General features: G+C 60.8%; 16 protein-coding genes, 1 pseudogene and 1 CRISPR repeat array. Of the genes and pseudogenes, 2 read left to right on the top strand and 15 right to left on the bottom strand.

The window, feature by feature from the left end; translation table 11 throughout:
* Window positions 1-272: 272 nt before the first annotated feature.
* Together TBU01S_RS19230 and TBU01S_RS19225 are read right to left on the bottom strand one after the other, a co-directional pair.
* Window positions 273-665 (bottom strand): helix-turn-helix domain-containing protein, encoded by a 393-nt coding sequence (locus TBU01S_RS19230; RefSeq protein ID WP_068639115.1) that lies wholly within the window; start codon window positions 663-665, stop codon window positions 273-275.
* Window positions 666-667: 2 nt separating this feature from the next.
* Window positions 668-970, bottom strand: coding sequence for a type II toxin-antitoxin system HigB family toxin (locus tag TBU01S_RS19225; protein ID WP_068639113.1), 303 nt, complete (start codon window positions 968-970; stop codon window positions 668-670).
* A gap of 202 nt (window positions 971-1,172) precedes the next feature.
* Here TBU01S_RS19225 and tnpA point away from each other — a divergent pair.
* Both tnpA and TBU01S_RS19215 read left to right on the top strand, forming a co-directional pair.
* A pseudogene (gene tnpA / locus TBU01S_RS19220) lies at window positions 1,173-1,445 on the top strand (IS200/IS605 family transposase); the annotation flags it as partial.
* A gap of 279 nt (window positions 1,446-1,724) precedes the next feature.
* A complete protein-coding gene (locus tag TBU01S_RS19215) occupies window positions 1,725-2,948 on the top strand; it encodes an IS110 family RNA-guided transposase (RefSeq protein WP_068639111.1) in 1,224 nt (407 codons plus the stop codon).
* 71 nt (window positions 2,949-3,019) lie between these two features.
* Window positions 3,020-5,790: direct repeats of the CRISPR family, unit length 37 nt; unit sequence GTCTTAATCCCTTTCATATCAGGGCATCGGTTCGAAC.
* Between the two features lie 120 nt (window positions 5,791-5,910).
* Here the strand turns inward: TBU01S_RS19215 and cas2 are convergent.
* From cas2 to cmr4, 13 genes are read right to left on the bottom strand one after another with little or no spacing between them, the layout of a single operon-like run.
* Window positions 5,911-6,237, bottom strand: coding sequence for a CRISPR-associated endonuclease Cas2 (gene cas2, locus TBU01S_RS19210; RefSeq protein WP_068639109.1), 327 nt, complete (start codon window positions 6,235-6,237; stop codon window positions 5,911-5,913).
* Window positions 6,228-7,025: a CRISPR-associated endonuclease Cas1 gene (locus TBU01S_RS19205; RefSeq protein ID WP_157659212.1), complete on the bottom strand. Its 798-nt coding sequence runs from the start codon at window positions 7,023-7,025 to the stop codon at window positions 6,228-6,230. The genes cas2 and TBU01S_RS19205 overlap by 10 nt, the downstream gene beginning before the upstream one ends.
* A gap of 2 nt (window positions 7,026-7,027) precedes the next feature.
* On the bottom strand, window positions 7,028-8,011 hold the full coding sequence (gene cas1 / locus TBU01S_RS19200; protein WP_068639105.1) for a CRISPR-associated endonuclease Cas1: 984 nt from the start codon (window positions 8,009-8,011) through the stop codon (window positions 7,028-7,030).
* A gap of 4 nt (window positions 8,012-8,015) precedes the next feature.
* A complete protein-coding gene (locus TBU01S_RS19195) occupies window positions 8,016-8,300 on the bottom strand; it encodes a CRISPR-associated endonuclease Cas2 (RefSeq protein ID WP_068639104.1) in 285 nt (94 codons plus the stop codon).
* 32 nt (window positions 8,301-8,332) lie between these two features.
* Entirely contained in the window at window positions 8,333-9,445 is a 1,113-nt protein-coding gene (gene csm6 / locus TBU01S_RS19190) for a CRISPR-associated ring nuclease Csm6 (RefSeq protein WP_068639102.1), read from the bottom strand.
* Between the two features lie 59 nt (window positions 9,446-9,504).
* Window positions 9,505-10,671, bottom strand: a complete 1,167-nt coding sequence (locus TBU01S_RS19185; protein WP_068639101.1) for a Card1-like endonuclease domain-containing protein — start codon at window positions 10,669-10,671, stop codon at window positions 9,505-9,507.
* On the bottom strand, window positions 10,668-10,970 hold the full coding sequence (gene csx16, locus TBU01S_RS19180) for a CRISPR-associated protein Csx16 (protein ID WP_068639100.1): 303 nt from the start codon (window positions 10,968-10,970) through the stop codon (window positions 10,668-10,670). The genes TBU01S_RS19185 and csx16 overlap by 4 nt, the downstream gene beginning before the upstream one ends.
* Window positions 10,967-11,434 (bottom strand): RES family NAD+ phosphorylase, encoded by a 468-nt coding sequence (locus TBU01S_RS19175; protein ID WP_068639099.1) that lies wholly within the window; start codon window positions 11,432-11,434, stop codon window positions 10,967-10,969. Before TBU01S_RS19175 ends, csx16 begins: the two co-directional genes overlap by 4 nt.
* Window positions 11,434-11,871, bottom strand: a complete 438-nt coding sequence (locus TBU01S_RS19170) for an Xre family toxin-antitoxin system antitoxin (protein ID WP_068639098.1) — start codon at window positions 11,869-11,871, stop codon at window positions 11,434-11,436. Before TBU01S_RS19170 ends, TBU01S_RS19175 begins: the two co-directional genes overlap by 1 nt.
* Before the next feature lie 27 nt (window positions 11,872-11,898).
* Window positions 11,899-12,861, bottom strand: a complete 963-nt coding sequence (cas6, locus tag TBU01S_RS19165; protein ID WP_068639097.1) for a CRISPR system precrRNA processing endoribonuclease RAMP protein Cas6 — start codon at window positions 12,859-12,861, stop codon at window positions 11,899-11,901.
* Window positions 12,862-12,865: 4 nt separating this feature from the next.
* Complete coding sequence (cmr6, locus tag TBU01S_RS19160; protein ID WP_157659211.1) at window positions 12,866-14,167, bottom strand: type III-B CRISPR module RAMP protein Cmr6; 1,302 nt, start codon at window positions 14,165-14,167, stop codon at window positions 12,866-12,868.
* A 1-nt stretch (window position 14,168) separates the two neighbouring features.
* Entirely contained in the window at window positions 14,169-14,531 is a 363-nt protein-coding gene (locus TBU01S_RS19155) for a type III-B CRISPR module-associated protein Cmr5 (protein WP_068639094.1), read from the bottom strand.
* A 4-nt stretch (window positions 14,532-14,535) separates the two neighbouring features.
* Entirely contained in the window at window positions 14,536-15,444 is a 909-nt protein-coding gene (gene cmr4, locus TBU01S_RS19150; protein ID WP_068639093.1) for a type III-B CRISPR module RAMP protein Cmr4, read from the bottom strand.
* Between the last annotated feature and the right edge of the window lie 16 nt (window positions 15,445-15,460).

Raw genomic sequence — 15,460 nt, 5'->3', positions numbered from 1 at the left:
CTTCGGCGACGTGGGCGGAACAGTGTCAGTGGACCCTCTCAGAGATTCTGGATTCCGGGTGCTTGCCGTAACTGCGACTGCGGATAGAAAAAGCCGAGGAGGCTCAGGTTCTTATTCCGATATCAGGGCATCGGCTCGAACGAAGACAGGTTCGATTGCTTGCATTGGTTCAGCAACGCGTCCTGCTGTAGATGTCCAGAACGGCGTCTTAATCCCTTTCATATCAGGGTATCAGTTCGAGCGATGCCCCCTTGCAATGCGGGGCTGCAAGATCACGCTACAGGCGGGCGAGACTCTCCGCCCCGAACCGGGGCAATGAGGGCATCTGCCGAAATCCCGAGGCCATCATGCAGGCGGCGAATCATCGCCAGGCTCAAACCGCGCCGCCGCGATAACACCTCGTACACTCGGTTTGGCGGGCCGATATATGGCTTCAGGTCGGCCACACTCATCCCTGCCTGCTCCATTCTGAATTTAATTGCTTCGATCGGATCAGGTGGCGCTACCGGATAGTGCTGTCGCTCGTAGGCTTCGATGAGCGTCACCATGACTTCGAAGCGATCTCCTTCGGGAGTGCCGGGCTCTGGTTCGCTGTCGAACATGGGGCTAATTTCAGCCAGTGCGGCCAAATAATCGGCCTCAGTGCGCAAGGGGCGAATATCCATAATCAAAACATCTCCACAGTGTCGGCGTTGATGCGGTCGTAGGCAGCGTGCGTGCCGATGAACTTTATATACACTGCGCCAAACTGGTAGGCCACTGCCGCGACCAGTCGGTAATCGTTGCCCTTGATGTTGAACACTACCCGACGACTCTTTAGCACGCTGGCAGTCGTGAACTGCGCAGTAATGTCGGCGGGCATTTTCCACTCTGCGCGCCCCGCTTCAGTCAACCATGCCCGCAGAGGCTGCTCGACATCCGGGTGACGTAGCCAGAAATCTCGCAGGTACTTGATCGCTATCACTCGCATAGTGCGAATGATAGTCCCAAATAGGGACTATTGCAAATTTCTGGATCACGCTGCTCAGCTCATGGCAGAGGCTCTGTCTTAAACCAATCTGGGAAATCCCCCGGCTGTGCCGGGGTGGCAGTAGAAGTTTGACTTATGCGGGAGTCCATCGATGAAACTTCCAAAGTGAGCCGCCAAGCACGCTCGAAAAGGGAGTTTCACGATGGACGAGTTTGAGAGCCTAAGTCACAGCCGTTGAGAGTGCAAATACCATGTGGTGTTCATTCCGAAATGCCGTAGGAAGACGTTGTATGTGAGGTTGAGGGTGCATCTGGGTGAGGTGTTGCGGCAACTGGCGCTGCGTAAGGAAAGCCAGATTCTGGAAGGGCACCTGATGCCGGATCATGTTCACATGCTGATCGCGATTCTGCCGAAGTACGCGGTTTCGCAGGTGGTTGGCTACATGAAGGGTAAGAGTGCGATCCACCTTGCCCGGGGGGGGCAGCCCGGTCGAATTCGGGTCTTAATCCCTTTCATATCAGTTGCTCCACCGCGCGCCGCGCGACCCGCGACGCATGAAACAGGCGTCTAATACGGATGCGGCGTCCGGCACAGAGGTCGGTTCGTACTTGGTGCTTCGAGCCCGTATTTCAGTTGGACCCGCGGCCTCACGAGCACCCCACACTGTCGCCTGGGGATCAACGCCCCTGAGCACGCACTTCAGACTTCGATGACGTGGGCCGCACGCCGATGTCGCCGCGACTCGGAGGCGATCATGGATGTCATCTACCCACGCTGCGCGGGGTTGGACGTGCACAAGCAGACGGTCGTGGCGTGCGCACGCATTAGCCGCGGCGGTGCGCTGCCGTTGCAGGAAGTGCACACCTTTGCCACGACCACTTCGGGACTGCTGGCCCTGGCCGACTGGCTCGAAGGCTTGGGCGTCGAGCATGTCGCGATGGAAGCCACCGGCGTGTACTGGAAGCCAGTGTGGCATGTGCTCGAAGGCCATTTCGAGCTGGTGCTGGCCAATGCCGCCCACGTCAAGAACGTGCCCGGGCGCAAGACCGACGTCAATGACGCGATGTGGCTGGCCGATCTGCTCGCCCACGGCCTGATCCGCGCAAGCTTCGTGCCGCCGGTGGCCGTGCAGCAGCTGCGCACGCTCACGCGTACCCGCAAGCAGTTCGTGCGCGAGCGCGCTGCGCATGTCCAGCGCATCGAGAAGGTGCTCGAAGACGCCAACCTCAAACTCAGCGTCGTTCTCACGGACATCCTGGGCAAGAGCGGACGTGCCGTGCTGCAAGCCATCGTCGACGGCGAGGACGACCCCGAACGCTTGCTCGCGCGCATCGGCCGCGTCAAGGCCAGCCGCGCCGAACTGCTTGAGGCGCTGCGCGGGCGCATCAGCGCGCACCACCGTTTCATGCTCAAGCTGCACTTGGCTCACATTGGCGCGCTGGACAAGGCCATCGCCGACATCGAAAAGGAGGTGGGCCTTGGGCTTGAGCCGTTTCGACAAGCCGCCAAGCTGTTGAGCTCCATGCCAGGACTCAGCACGGTCAGCGCCCACGTGGTCGTGGCCGAGATCGGCATCGATATGTCGCGCTTCGCCACGCCGGGACACCTGCTGTCCTGGGCCTGCATGTGCCCGCGCAACGACGAGAGCGCCGGCAAGCGTCGCAGCACGCGGCTGCGCCGCGGCGGCAAGTGGCTCAAGACCACTCTCGTGCAGGCCGCCTGGGCCGCTGTCAAGGTCAAGGGCAGCTACCTCCAAGCACAGTTCCATCGCATCCGCGCCCGCCGCGGCGCCAAGAAGGCCATCGTCGCCGTGGCCGCCTCCATGCTCACCGCCGCCTGGCACATGCTGCGCGACGGCACCGAGTGGCAGGACCTGGGAGCCGCCCACTTCGATCGCACCGACGCGGCCAAAACCGCCCGTCGCCTGATCCGCCGTCTGCAGCAAATCGGCTACGTGGTCCAAGCCACTCCGGCCTAAAAAGGATTCGAGTTTCACTTCAGGGCATCGGTTCGAACGATCTTGGCCATGATGTATCGGGCTATGAAACTGTCTTAATCCCTTTCATATCAGGGCATCGGTTCGAACCCTGACAACCGTGGTGCCCATCGCTGGTTTTTGTCTTAATCCCTTTCATATCAGGGCATCGGTTCGAACACCGTCATTCGCCGCAGTCGTGGAACCGATGCTGTCTTAATCCCTTTCATATCAGGGCATCGGTTCGAACCTATCCCACAAACAGATGAAAGCCATCCGGTCTTAATCCCTTTCATATCAGGGCATCGGTTCGAACAAAGCCATCCGTACCTTCATCCGCGCCAACGGGTCGTCTTAATCCCTTTCATATCAGGGCATCGGTTCGAACGTTTGCATCAGCGGGTTGCATCAGCGGGTTGCGTGTCTTAATCCCTTTCATATCAGGGCATCGGTTCGAACCCACGTCGCCGCAGACTCCGCGCTTGCCATCGGTCTTAATCCCTTTCATATCAGGGCATCGGTTCGAACTCGTCGGCGGCATCACCCCCGCGTCCTCCAAGGTCTTAATCCCTTTCATATCAGGGCATCGGTTCGAACTCCGTCGCGTCCCACGCCGCCGCAGAATCCGCGCGTCTTAATCCCTTTCATATCAGGGCATCGGTTCGAACGTCTGCCCTTGACTCTGTACTTGCCGGAATCGGGTCTTAATCCCTTTCATATCAGGGCATCGGTTCGAACATTCCGCCTTCCGTGCAATATGCCGCTTGCAGGAGTCTTAATCCCTTTCATATCAGGGCATCGGTTCGAACCCGGCGGACTCCCCGTCCGTCGCAGTTTCACCGGTCTTAATCCCTTTCATATCAGGGCATCGGTTCGAACCAAGCTGGCCGACGTATACGAAAAGAGGAAATAAGTCTTAATCCCTTTCATATCAGGGCATCGGTTCGAACGGCGAATCATCGTGGCATGACCGCTGCGCCAAGCGTCTTAATCCCTTTCATATCAGGGCATCGGTTCGAACGCCATCGCCGTGGAAGCGGTGCGCAACATTTCGGTCTTAATCCCTTTCATATCAGGGCATCGGTTCGAACGGCGACGCGGGATTAGTTCCGGGTTTTCTGCGTCTTAATCCCTTTCATATCAGGGCATCGGTTCGAACATTGAGTGTTGGGCAGGTGGTCCGAAATAGTTATGTCTTAATCCCTTTCATATCAGGGCATCGGTTCGAACATTCCTCCATCAGCACCTCATAATTTTCCATTGCGTCTTAATCCCTTTCATATCAGGGCATCGGTTCGAACCGTGGTCACGGTCAAAGCGTACCTGAGCAACGTCTTAATCCCTTTCATATCAGGGCATCGGTTCGAACGATTAACGGGAAACTCACCATGCGCATGTAGGACGTCTTAATCCCTTTCATATCAGGGCATCGGTTCGAACGGTGCCCGTCGCCGGAAGCACGGCCACCGTGTCGGTCTTAATCCCTTTCATATCAGGGCATCGGTTCGAACGAAGCTGTGGGTGACAGTCCTGTCGAATTCGGTTTGTCTTAATCCCTTTCATATCAGGGCATCGGTTCGAACTTTCTGTCGGTATCGATACTGTTGACCTATTGTGTCTTAATCCCTTTCATATCAGGGCATCGGTTCGAACGAAATGGAACAATCGACCCGAAAAATGGGCCGGGTCTTAATCCCTTTCATATCAGGGCATCGGTTCGAACTCGGGGCGCTGTGCAAGCGGCCGCCGAAGTGATCGTCTTAATCCCTTTCATATCAGGGCATCGGTTCGAACTTCTCTCTGTTCTGGCTTTCGCGGGCGACGTGGAGTCTTAATCCCTTTCATATCAGGGCATCGGTTCGAACGCCCGATTTTGCTGCATGGGCGGTGCATCAGGCGTCTTAATCCCTTTCATATCAGGGCATCGGTTCGAACCGAAGGCGAAAGCCGAAGCCGAAGCGAAGGCGAAAGTCTTAATCCCTTTCATATCAGGGCATCGGTTCGAACCGCAATGCGCGCCGTCATGGATCAGCTGACCGGTCTTAATCCCTTTCATATCAGGGCATCGGTTCGAACACAATGTGTTCGCTTGATCGGATCTGACCTAGGTGTCTTAATCCCTTTCATATCAGGGCATCGGTTCGAACGATGGGCGCAGGTTTGACCGTCGCGGACCTTGTCTTAATCCCTTTCATATCAGGGCATCGGTTCGAACGCCAACCAGTGCCTCGCCCGAGGAGAGCCCGATAGTCTTAATCCCTTTCATATCAGGGCATCGGTTCGAACCTGAGTTCGAGTACGAGGATGGGCAGCTCCAGGTCTTAATCCCTTTCATATCAGGGCATCGGTTCGAACGGCGGCGGCGGAAACCCTGCGCACGGCGTTTTGGTCTTAATCCCTTTCATATCAGGGCATCGGTTCGAACGTCCGACATTCGGCAAAGCGTGGCAGCCCTAAAAGTCTTAATCCCTTTCATATCAGGGCATCGGTTCGAACTGAGGCTGAAGATATGGCTGCTCATAGTCCTTCGTCTTAATCCCTTTCATATCAGGGCATCGGTTCGAACGTTCAACAGATCGCACTTCCGCTTGATGCCACGTCTTAATCCCTTTCATATCAGGGCATCGGTTCGAACAACAGCAAAGCCCGAAAGCGCAACTGATAGATGTCTTAATCCCTTTCATATCAGGGCATCGGTTCGAACAAGCGTGGGGGCGCCGGCCAATACATGGCGATTCGTCTTAATCCCTTTCATATCAGGGCATCGGTTCGAACATATGCGGATGAAAAGATGGATTTCCTCTTCTCGTCTTAATCCCTTTCATATCAGGGCATCGGTTCGAACCGCTCACACGGAAAACAAGTGAGTAATCAACTTCTTGGCGGCCGGGTTCCCATGAGTGGGGGCGGTGCGGGGAGCGGATTGTCACGTCGGTTTCTGTGCGCTTCGGGTGGCGTCATCATATCACCGGCCGGTGGCCTGGAGCAGCACTTGCAGCGTGTGCGGTGCCGACAGCAGGAAGGTGTCACCCGGCAGGCTGCCGCGGCCGATGGTGTCGATGCTCATGTGTTCGGGCAATTGGTAGCCGCGCACGTCATCTTTTGCGAGGTCGATGCGTTTTTCGATATCCGCCATCAAACGACCCATTTGTGCCGCGCTGCCTTCGAAATGGAATACCGAATACTGCACCGGTGTGGCCTGCTTGACGAGAAAGCGGTGCAGGCGGGCGAGTCGCTTGGGGTGGGTGATGTCATAGGTGATGAGCCAGCCACGCGATGCGTTCAATGCCATGTCTCGATCTCCCTCGCCATGTGCCGTTTGAGGTCGCCCAGATGCAGGTGCAAGCGTTCTTCGTGTCGATGGGCCCAGGCCTCGAACAGGCGTGCGGCCACGATGCCGCGCTCGATGCCGGTGGAAAATGTGCCGCAATCCAGGTTCAGTTCGGCCCACAGCAATGCCGCGAGTTCGGCGGCGAGATCGAGTCGACTGGCGCCGTAGCCCCAGTAGCAGCTTTGCAGCTCTTCGCGGTGCAGGCGGTCGACTGCCAGTGCATGGCACCAGGCTTGACTGTCGTCGCCGAAATTAAGGGGATGTGTGCCGTTGTAGACGTACTCGCGTTTCAATTCCTGGAAATCGCCGGCATCCAGGCCGTGGCCGGTTTCAGCCGCACGCTTTGCGCAGGTGGTGAGCGTTTCCAGCCTGCGGCGTGCCAACCAGTTGGCAAAGCGTCGAGGCCAGTCGGGCAGTTCCAGATAGGTTTCGATCAGGGTGGAGAAGGGCTGTGGCCGAAGCTGCCGGGTCTGAGTGTTCCCCAGCGCATGGCCGTGGCCGTCGACCCAGGTGATGGGCACGCCTTCGGTCATGCACAGTGCCAGCGCGGCACCGCTCCAGGCCAGGTGGCGGTTGCAGATGATGCGGCAGATGCGGGCGAGCGGAAAACGTTGCACGCCGGCGGATTCGCGGCGCAGGACCAGATGGTCGAACCCGGCTTCCATGCGCGCGGGTGCCGGGCTCATGATGTAGAGCGGCTTTCGGGCGGGTAGGCCGGCAGGTGCCGGACGGCGGGCGGGCTGTGCCATGTTCAGAAATCCTCCTCGTCTTCGGCCTCTTCCAGCCAGGGCTCGCCTTCTGCCCGCAACTGTGCGGCGAGCTGGGCGCAGCGGCGGCGCAGCCAGCGTCGCGGCAAGGGCGCGAATTTTTCCCAGCCGGCGTAGAAGTGGGCGCGTCCGGTCTTGCCGAGCAGGCAGGCGCCCTTGTCGGTGCCGAAATGCTCGGGGCGGAGTTGAGCGGTGTTGAATTGCCGCCATATCCAGCCATCCACGACCGGGCGCAGGGGCTCGATGAGATCGCAGGCCAGCGATTCGCGGCCGAAGGCGGGGCGGTGATAGAAGCCGAGCAGCGGATCGAGCCCTGCCGCGTGGGCGGCGCGCACGGCCTCGAAGTGCAACATGGTGTAGGCCAGCGACAGGCAGGCGTTGACCGGGTCGCGCGGCGGACGGCGGTTGCGGCCGTTGAAGTTCAGCGCGGGTGCGAACAGCGCGGTGTAGCCGCCGAAATAGGCACGGGCGCCGCTGCCTTCCAGGCCGCGCAGGCGGGGGCCGGTGGTGTCCGCATCTGCCGCCTTGGCCAGTGCATCGGCGATGCCTTTGCGTGCATCGAACAGGGGTTTGCGCATGTCGGGCCGGCGTGCTTCGGCCTGTTCCAGCAGGCGGTGCTGGCGGCGCAGCTTGGCGGTGACGAGCTGGCGTGCCCAGCCGCTGCAGAACTCCGCATCCATGACACGTTGCGCCTGGGCGAGGCGGACTGCGGCATCGTTGTGCGCCGGGCCGAGCACGATGGCGACCTGGCGGCTGGCGCGCGGACTCAACAGCAGCGTGCTGGCGCCGGCTTCGGCGAGCTTGAGCAGCACTGCGGAATCCAGCCGGGTGCGCGCGCCTTGGATGACGACGCGGTCGATCAGGCGCAGCGGCACGGTCTGGCTGCGGGTGCCGTTTTCGTACAGGGCGAGGGCGCCATCGGCGATGCGGACTTCGAGATCGGCGCGGTCGAGCAGCAGTGTGGCCATGGTCTCACCCCACGTAGAAGTATTCGGGATCGGCGGGCTGCGCGGCCACGCCAAGTGCGTAGCTGCGGGCGCGCGGGTCGAGGCGCAGCAGAAAGAAGCGGTCTTCGGCTTCGTTCAGCAGCAGCGCCATGGTGTGCAGCAGCTCCTGGCGTTCGCCGCGGCTGAGGAAGACTTCATGCACCGACTTCTGCCCGCCGGTGGTGTAGCCACGCACCAGGGCAAGGGCGGCGGTGCGGCGGCGGTCGTGGGAGATGTCATAGGCGGCGAGGTAGAGGTCGCGATGGGGCATGGTGCCTCCGGGGTGGTGTGCGGCGGGCCGTCTTATTCCAGCAGCTCGATGGCCTGCGCGGGCAGGTTCAGGCCGCGACGGGTGCTGGGGCGTTTGCCGCTGGTGGCCAGCAGGTAGGGGGCGGCGGCCAGACCCAGTTGGTTTTTCAGCGCACGTTCCAGTTTGGAATTGTTTTGCTCGAAGAACTCCTTTTCCATGCCGTCTTTCAGACGGATTTCGGCCTTGTCCAAAGCGTCCGAGTCGGGGCCGAGCACGCGGCGATAAAGGCGCAGGAACTCTTCGGCGTCGGCGCTGCGCCAATGCTGCAGGCCGTGGCCTTGCCGAACCTGTTGCGCCCACCAAGCCAGCCAGGCGACCAGGGCGGGCGCCAGCTTCACGGTCTGACCACCGCAGACGACGTGCTGCGCCCCCAGCTCGATGCGCAGGTGTGGCGGTTCCATGCTGCGCTGGATGGCCGCGACGGTATCGCCAAAGCTGGCCTGACCCTCCAGCAGCGCTTGCGGCTGGCCGTGGCGCAGGCGCACGACCGGAATGCGCGCCAGGGTGATGGTGGCGTCTGCGGTATCGATGTTGCGGTTGTCGCGGGTGGTCAGGCGCCTGGGTGTGGCGGGCGGAAAGTAGAAGTCGGGGTGGCTCTCGAAGGGGACGGAAACAAGGATGTGCGACAACTCATCCTGCGGGCGGGCGAACAGCGAAAAGGCGTAGCCGAGGTAGAAGCCCATGGTCTTGCGCCCGCCGGCAATGGAAACGTGCAGTGCGGCTTGCGGATCGCGGGTGAGCTCGGCCATCAGCGCGGTGATGGTGTCGGCGGCACTGGCGTTTTCCTGCGGGCTGCGGATGTCGGACAGCGGCTGGCCGCTGGCATCGCGGATGACGTGGATGTTGCTGTCGTCGAAGCGCGGCTTGCCCAGTTGCGGGTAATCGGCCAACAGCGCGTGAAACTGGCCGCCATCCGGGTGCAACAGCGCGGTGCGTGCTTCCTGCGCGCCGGTGGAGGTGGTGAGCAGATGGATTTCGGTAGGGATGAATGCCGCATCCTCGCCGGGAACGACGCCCAGGGCATACAGGGTTTCGGTGAGGATCTGCGGCGACATGCCGGTGACGGCAAGCAGAATGCGGCGGGGAAAGGTGTGCGGAGTGTTCATGCGGCAAGCGTAGCGAAAGTTGGCGCGGGCGGGATGGCGGCAAGCTTGCCGAAGATGGTTCACACTGCCTGCATCCAGCTTTGAACATGTTCCCGGAGCTTGCCTAGTTCGGTGGGGTCGATGAGGCGTATGCGTGTGTCCTTCAAACGCGCAACGAGTTGATCTGTGGGAGCACGAGCGGAAAGCAACCAGGTCTCACCAAACAACCCGCGTGCGGTTGTGCCCAAGCTATCGAGTTTGTAGGCGAGTTCGTTATCATTTTCGTTCGGGTTGAAGCGTAATGTTTTGCATTCGATGAACAGCAGGCGGTTACGGTGCGCGGCCAGTACGTCGAATTCATTGCGGGTCAATGCACTGGCTTCACCGGTGACCTCTACACCGAGACGCACATCGAAAGGGTGTTGGTCATTGAAAATGTGGAAGGCATACTCTTCAAGCCAGCCTCCGCGCAGGAATTGTGTTTTCTCGATGTTGATGAAGATGATTTCACTGCCGCCTTTCCAGTCAAGCACCCTGGCGGTGTCCAGTTCTTTCAACGCTTTGCCCAATGGGCTGTTCGGATAGGGTGTGAATTCGAGTTGTTGACAAGGTTCGCGCAGTTCGTCCGTGTTTGCGAATGCCTTGTCGGCCAGACGATTAAGTGCTCCGATCAACTTATCGAGTTCAGCGGCATGGCGGGCGAGATATTTGGCGACAGCCTTGCGGCTTTGTATCGATTCGCGCAAGGCCAGGTTGTCACTGGCTGCTTTTCGGAAGCGGATGCCTTGGGCAGCAAGATACAAGGGAACATCGATGACATCGGCCATTGCTTGTGCTGGCGGTATCACACCAGAGGTGTCGGGCAGGGTTTCGATTCGTAGATGTGCAGTGTCAGTGTAAATGATGCTCCTGGCGATACCGCGAAAGAATTCGACAAAACCCAGCGCCATGAGCTTGGTCCCACCCGTGGCATTCAGGGTGATTTCTGCATTCGGGTGTTCCACTTCGAGCTTACCTGCGAGTTCAAGAGCGAACTCCTGAATTGCTGCCAGCCCGGTATCTGGTGCGCCCAGGCAGATGTCGACGGTGATATCTTTGTGTTCCAGCAATTTTTTGAGACGGGCGTCGAGCTTTCTTTTTGCCATTGTTTCCGAGACGACCAACAGTACTTTTTCTGGCCGTTCCATCAAAGCCGGAATGAAGTTGGCGAGGGTTTGGTCGGAGACCAGGCAGACATGGATTTTCATTCTTTTTCCCTTGCATGTTCGACGCGATACTCTTCCAGTCGCGCTGTGCATTGTTCCAGTGTGGCTGCGTCCAGTTCCCGCCCGCGAAGGTCCGCCGGCAGGTCGAGGGAAAGGTTGAAATAACGCGCGCCGCGTGTGCAGACTTCTGCCGCCAGATGCACGGGCAGTGAGCCGATCACCGCATCGCCGGGACTGACTCTTATGGGGTCGAGATGGGTGATGTGCTGATCGAAGGCGATGTCGTGCTGCTTGGCCCATTCAAGCGCGCCGGGGTGGCGGGAGACGAAGAAGGTGGTCATTTCCACATCCGGTGATCGAACCCGAAGGCGCGCGCCGGGCCGATGACGAGGCGCCGTGCATCCGGGTGCAAAGGATTGACGAGGTAAATGGATTCTTCCGGGACGATGACGGACGGCAGGCGCAGCAGGGCGCCGCGCCGTTCGCGCAGCCATTGGCCGCCGAGCGTTTGTGTGGCGGGCGGTGGCGGTTCTTCGCGCCAGTTTTTTGGCAGATGTGTTGCGTCCAGCTTGTCGATGGCAAGATCGTCCGGCACCTCGACGGGAATGGCGACGAAATTCAGCCGGCTGTCTTCCGGGGCCAGATGCACGAAGGTTTCCAGCGCGGCCAAGGCCAGGCTGCCGCCCAGATAGACGGCGGACAGACCATGCGGATTCCAGCGCCCGCCATGACGGCGCGCGCCTTCGCCATCGAAAGCGGTGGCGGCATGGCGGGCCTTGACGAGCCGCCAGAGTGTCAGCGGCATCAGGAGAACACGCCGTATTCGATGCGGCCGAGCAGGTCTTCGACCTCGCGCGCGCCGGCCTCGGTGGTCAGCAGCGCCAGCGGCATACGGTTGCCCAGGCCGCGCTGCGGCTGATGCAGCCACTGGCGGGCGCGGCTGGCGTCTTCCAGTGTTTCTTCGGCCAGTGCGGCGATGCGCGCCAAGCGGTAGAGGCGATCGCCCTGGTGCGGCGTCAGGCAGGCGTCGCCGCGCGCGGATTGGCGCTGCAAGGTCTTGGCCGAAACGCCGAGCAGCGCGGCGAGTTCCGCTTCGCTCAATTCCAGCCGTTCGCGCAGGTATTGCGCACTGGCGCGCGGCAAGCCGCTTTCGATCAGGTCGGCCAGATCGAGCGGGCCGTGCACTTGCCGGCCCAGCCTCTTGGCGCCGCCAAGCGTGGCGAAGATCGCGTTGTCGCCCATGTCATGCGCTCCAGAACATGTGTCTTTTCATTGTAGGACAGTTGTCGGAAGGTCGATACGGTAGCCGCCCAGGCCGAAGCTGGCGTTCTTGCCGACATGCAGCCATTGGCCGAGATGCAGCAGTTCACCAAAAGGCGCCAGATCGCCATGCAGTTGCAGGCTGCCCGTCAGACCGCCGAACTTCATTTCCTGCTGCTGACGTTGCGAGAACCGGCCCCAGTCGAACCAGCGCAGGCCGGTGGGGACAAGCTCGATGGCTGCGGCCTGGGCGGCCAATGCGGGGAAATCCTGCTGCGGGGCGCGATCGCCCAGATGGACGTCGAGCAGCAATTGCCAGCGCCGTGCCAGTGTCACCAGCAGGCTGCGGGCGTCGATCGTATTTGCGCGCGCGGGTTTGCCTTGCTGCTGCAGGCGCAGCGGGCTGCTGAGGTGCAGCGCGGTCTGCCCGTCCAGCGTGGAAGCAGGGGGCAAGGGGGGCGGTGATGCGCCAATGGACGCGGTATTGCGGTCGTCTGCCGTCCACAGGGTTTCGCCATTTTCGTGCTGCACGGCCAGCAGCGTGCAGCGCGCTTGCTGCACGCCCAGACCGGCCCGCAAGGCGCGCTCCCAGGCCAGGATGATGGTGGCCAGATGGGTCAGCGCCTTGCCGATGAGCACCAGGCTGAACTGGAAGGTTTCGCCCGGTGACAGCCGCTGCGCACCGCCGGCAGGCGGTTCGATGACGTAGGGGTGCGGCATCTGGCTGAATTTTTGCAGGCTGTGCGTGGGCAGGGGCGGTGTGGCGAAGATCTGGCAGTAGGGGCAGGCATCCTGCAAGGCGCAGGGCTGGCCGTCGGTATGCGGCAGCGGAGCCAGCGCCAACAGGGCATGGCCGAAGGCGCCGCGCAGCATGGAGCCCGCGTAGGGCGGCAGGTGCAGCGGGGCGTCGGCGCGTGCGGTGAAGTGCAGGCGGGCGATGGGCAGGAGCGACGGTGAGCTGGCCGAAGTCACGGCTTCAGAGTCCTTTCAGGGCATTGAGCTTGAGCTTCTTGCGTTCGTCCTTGATGTCGATCTGCACGAGCTTGGGTAGCCAGGTTTCGATGGCTTCGGCAGCGCTGCGCTTTTCGTCGGCGCTCCAGTCGGGGCTGTCTGCGGTTTTGGCGAGTGCGCGTGCTTTGTTGTGGAAGTTCGCGTTGGGCTTTTCCTTGAGATTCGGGTATTGCTCGTGCTTGGCGCGCAGTTCTGCCACGAAATCGTCAATGGCGAGCATGGCGGGTGTGAGCGTTTTGCGCCGCTCTTCTTCCCTGGCTTGCTGCTGGCGTTCGCGTTCCGCTTCTTTGCGTTGCTGCGTGATTTTTTCGTCCACCTGCATCGCGCCATAGCCCACTGTCGTTTTCGCGCCAAAGCCCAGCCACTCGAAGGCGTGTTCGAACGCGGCAGTGAGCAGGTCTTTCCAGCGATCGTCGGCAGCGAGATCGGGTGCCAGGCGTTCCAGATGCGGCAGGTCGCATTGCACATGGAAGGCAAAGCGGGTGCCGGGCGGCAGGGTCAGAAAGCTGATGGGGTTGGGCTGGCCGCTGTCGTGCGGACTGGCGCTCCCGCCCGATTTGTTGTCGGTTTTCTGCTGGTAATAGTGGCTCTGGTGCGGGGTCATGATGTCCACGGCGAGGCTGTCGCCCTGGATGTGCGGGATGGCATCCCAGAAGCTCAGTGCGCCGCGGACATGCTGGGTGCTGCCGTTGTCGGATTCCAGGCCAAAGAGCGTGTCCAGCATGCTCAGGTCGATGCGTTTTCCCTTGTGCTCCAGTTCATGGATTTTCTCTTCTGACCAGCCATGCGTGTCGCCCCACTCGCCAGACGCCAGTTCGCGCGCGGCTTGCCGCAGCACCCCCTTGATGCCGCTGCCGGGCAGGTAGGGCAGGCCGTAGGGGTTGAGGAAGGCGAAGCCGTTTTCGAGCGGGTGTTCATTGCCCAGGCCAGTGGTGAAGGGTGCGGTGGCGATGGCGTCGAGTGTCAGCAGGTGGGGTGTGGCCGTGGCAATGTGAACCTGACGTTGAACCAGTGCTTGCATGGCGGCTTTGTCATGGGTGGTGAGCTTGCAGGCTTGTTGCAGGGCCGAAGTCTTGTTTTCAACTTTGATGGGGCGTTCTTCGCGCGCCTGTCCGCGCACGGCATAGTCCACATCGGACGTGCTCCACAGCAATTCACCTGTGCGGCGGTTGATACCCCACAAAGGTAAATACATGCCAAAGCGCAGCCCAGGTGATGCAGTACTGAAGTCTTTTCCCAGGTAAGCAGGTACGGCAGCAATGGGCATGTCAGTCGCTCCCTTTGTTGCGTGCGGCAGCCATCTGGCGCAGCCATTTGAGCCAGGCAAAGGCTTCGGCATTGATGGCCTGGTACTGTGCAGGGCTGGCCTGCATCAGTGCCTGCATGAACGTGGAAAAGTCCTTACCTTTGAACGTGCCCGGAAAGCGCCCGGCCAGCCAGGCACGCAGGTGCTCGGCGACGTCGGCCTGTGCCTTGCCTTTTTCATGGCAGAAAGCCAGCACCTGCATCAGGCCGCTGTTCATGATGAGGGCGGGCAGCGTCTTGGCGGCATTGACGTGTTCTTTCTGGTAGTTGGCGCAGGCGTTCCATGCATCCTGTGCGCGCTGCTGTTCCAGCGTCTGCTTGCTCATGGTGTCAGCCCTCCACCTTGGCGGTGACCAGACCGCGCCCGGTGGTGGCATCGCCGCCGATTTGCAGCAGCTTGCCGTGCAGCACAGGTTGGATGCGGGCGAAAACTTCCTCGGCGCTCAGGTGGTTCTCCGGCTTGCCGGTGCGCGTCTGGCTGGCGAGCAGCGGGGCGATCATCAATGATTCGGGCGGCAGGTTCTCGGTGTAGAACAGGCCACCATCGTCGGCGGTGCCGGTGGTTTCGTTGATGCGCACATGCGGCTCGACCAGCATGGCGTTATTGGCGAAGTAGCCGAAATCGGTGTCGGAGAGCAAAACCAGATCGCTGGCAATTTTGTCGCGGAAGAATTGCTGGGCTTCGCCTTCGGGCAGGGCACGTTGGGCGAGGTCGGCGGCGATCTTCGCCAAGGGCTCGGATGCGCGGGCCGTGTATTCAAAGGCTTCCAGGTGCAGTTTGTCGCCCGACAGCAGCGCGGGGTTGGCAAACAGGCATTCGCCATCATGAACCTGCACTGTGGGCCATTGCGCAGGTTTTCCAGTCAATTGCAACAGCCGCTGGGCGCGTGCCAGCGCCTGGGGGCAGGTGGCATACACATAGCCGCCTTTCAGGCTGCGCACGGGCAGGGCTACCAGTTGCGCATCACCAAAGCTGATGGCTCCGGCGTGCAAATCTTTCCCTTGCCTTTTCTCGGGGTCAGCGTCCGGCCCCAGCAGGCGGTCGATGTCTTCCTTGGTACCGCCCAGCGCGGTGTAGCTGTGCCGCACTGCGCCCTTGATGCCGGAGCCGGCAAAGCACGGGTGCTGGGTGTGGCGTTCGCGCTGAATGGGGTTGTCGATGACATCGACGGCCTGGCCTGCGCCCATGTGGACGGGGCTGATGGCGTAGAGGAAGACGGCGGCGGTTTTCTCGAACATGGGGAATTCCTTGGGA

The organism is Thauera butanivorans NBRC 103042, assembly GCF_001591165.1.
Lineage (GTDB): Bacteria > Pseudomonadota > Gammaproteobacteria > Burkholderiales > Rhodocyclaceae > Thauera > Thauera butanivorans.
The sequence above is the reverse complement of the archived record's forward strand: the minus strand, read 5'-3'. Positions and strand labels throughout refer to the sequence as shown.

Bases quoted from the DNA above. Each gene is read 5' to 3' on its own strand.
- TBU01S_RS19230 (WP_068639115.1), bottom strand. From the start codon at position 665: ATGGATATTCGCCCCTTGCGCACTGAGGCCGATTATTTGGCCGCACTG.
- TBU01S_RS19225 (WP_068639113.1), bottom strand. From the start codon at position 970: ATGCGAGTGATAGCGATCAAGTACCTGCGAGATTTCTGGCTACGTCAC.
- TBU01S_RS19215 (WP_068639111.1), top strand. From the start codon at position 1,725: ATGGATGTCATCTACCCACGCTGCGCGGGGTTGGACGTGCACAAGCAG.
- cas2 (WP_068639109.1), bottom strand. From the start codon at position 6,237: ATGGCATTGAACGCATCGCGTGGCTGGCTCATCACCTATGACATCACC.
- TBU01S_RS19205 (WP_157659212.1), bottom strand. From the start codon at position 7,025: ATGGCACAGCCCGCCCGCCGTCCGGCACCTGCCGGCCTACCCGCCCGA.
- cas1 (WP_068639105.1), bottom strand. From the start codon at position 8,011: ATGGCCACACTGCTGCTCGACCGCGCCGATCTCGAAGTCCGCATCGCC.
- TBU01S_RS19195 (WP_068639104.1), bottom strand. From the start codon at position 8,300: ATGCCCCATCGCGACCTCTACCTCGCCGCCTATGACATCTCCCACGAC.
- csm6 (WP_068639102.1), bottom strand. From the start codon at position 9,445: ATGAACACTCCGCACACCTTTCCCCGCCGCATTCTGCTTGCCGTCACC.
- TBU01S_RS19185 (WP_068639101.1), bottom strand. From the start codon at position 10,671: ATGAAAATCCATGTCTGCCTGGTCTCCGACCAAACCCTCGCCAACTTC.
- csx16 (WP_068639100.1), bottom strand. From the start codon at position 10,970: ATGACCACCTTCTTCGTCTCCCGCCACCCCGGCGCGCTTGAATGGGCC.
- TBU01S_RS19175 (WP_068639099.1), bottom strand. From the start codon at position 11,434: ATGCCGCTGACACTCTGGCGGCTCGTCAAGGCCCGCCATGCCGCCACC.
- TBU01S_RS19170 (WP_068639098.1), bottom strand. From the start codon at position 11,871: ATGGGCGACAACGCGATCTTCGCCACGCTTGGCGGCGCCAAGAGGCTG.
- cmr6 (WP_157659211.1), bottom strand. From the start codon at position 14,167: ATGCCCATTGCTGCCGTACCTGCTTACCTGGGAAAAGACTTCAGTACT.
- TBU01S_RS19155 (WP_068639094.1), bottom strand. From the start codon at position 14,531: ATGAGCAAGCAGACGCTGGAACAGCAGCGCGCACAGGATGCATGGAAC.
- cmr4 (WP_068639093.1), bottom strand. From the start codon at position 15,444: ATGTTCGAGAAAACCGCCGCCGTCTTCCTCTACGCCATCAGCCCCGTC.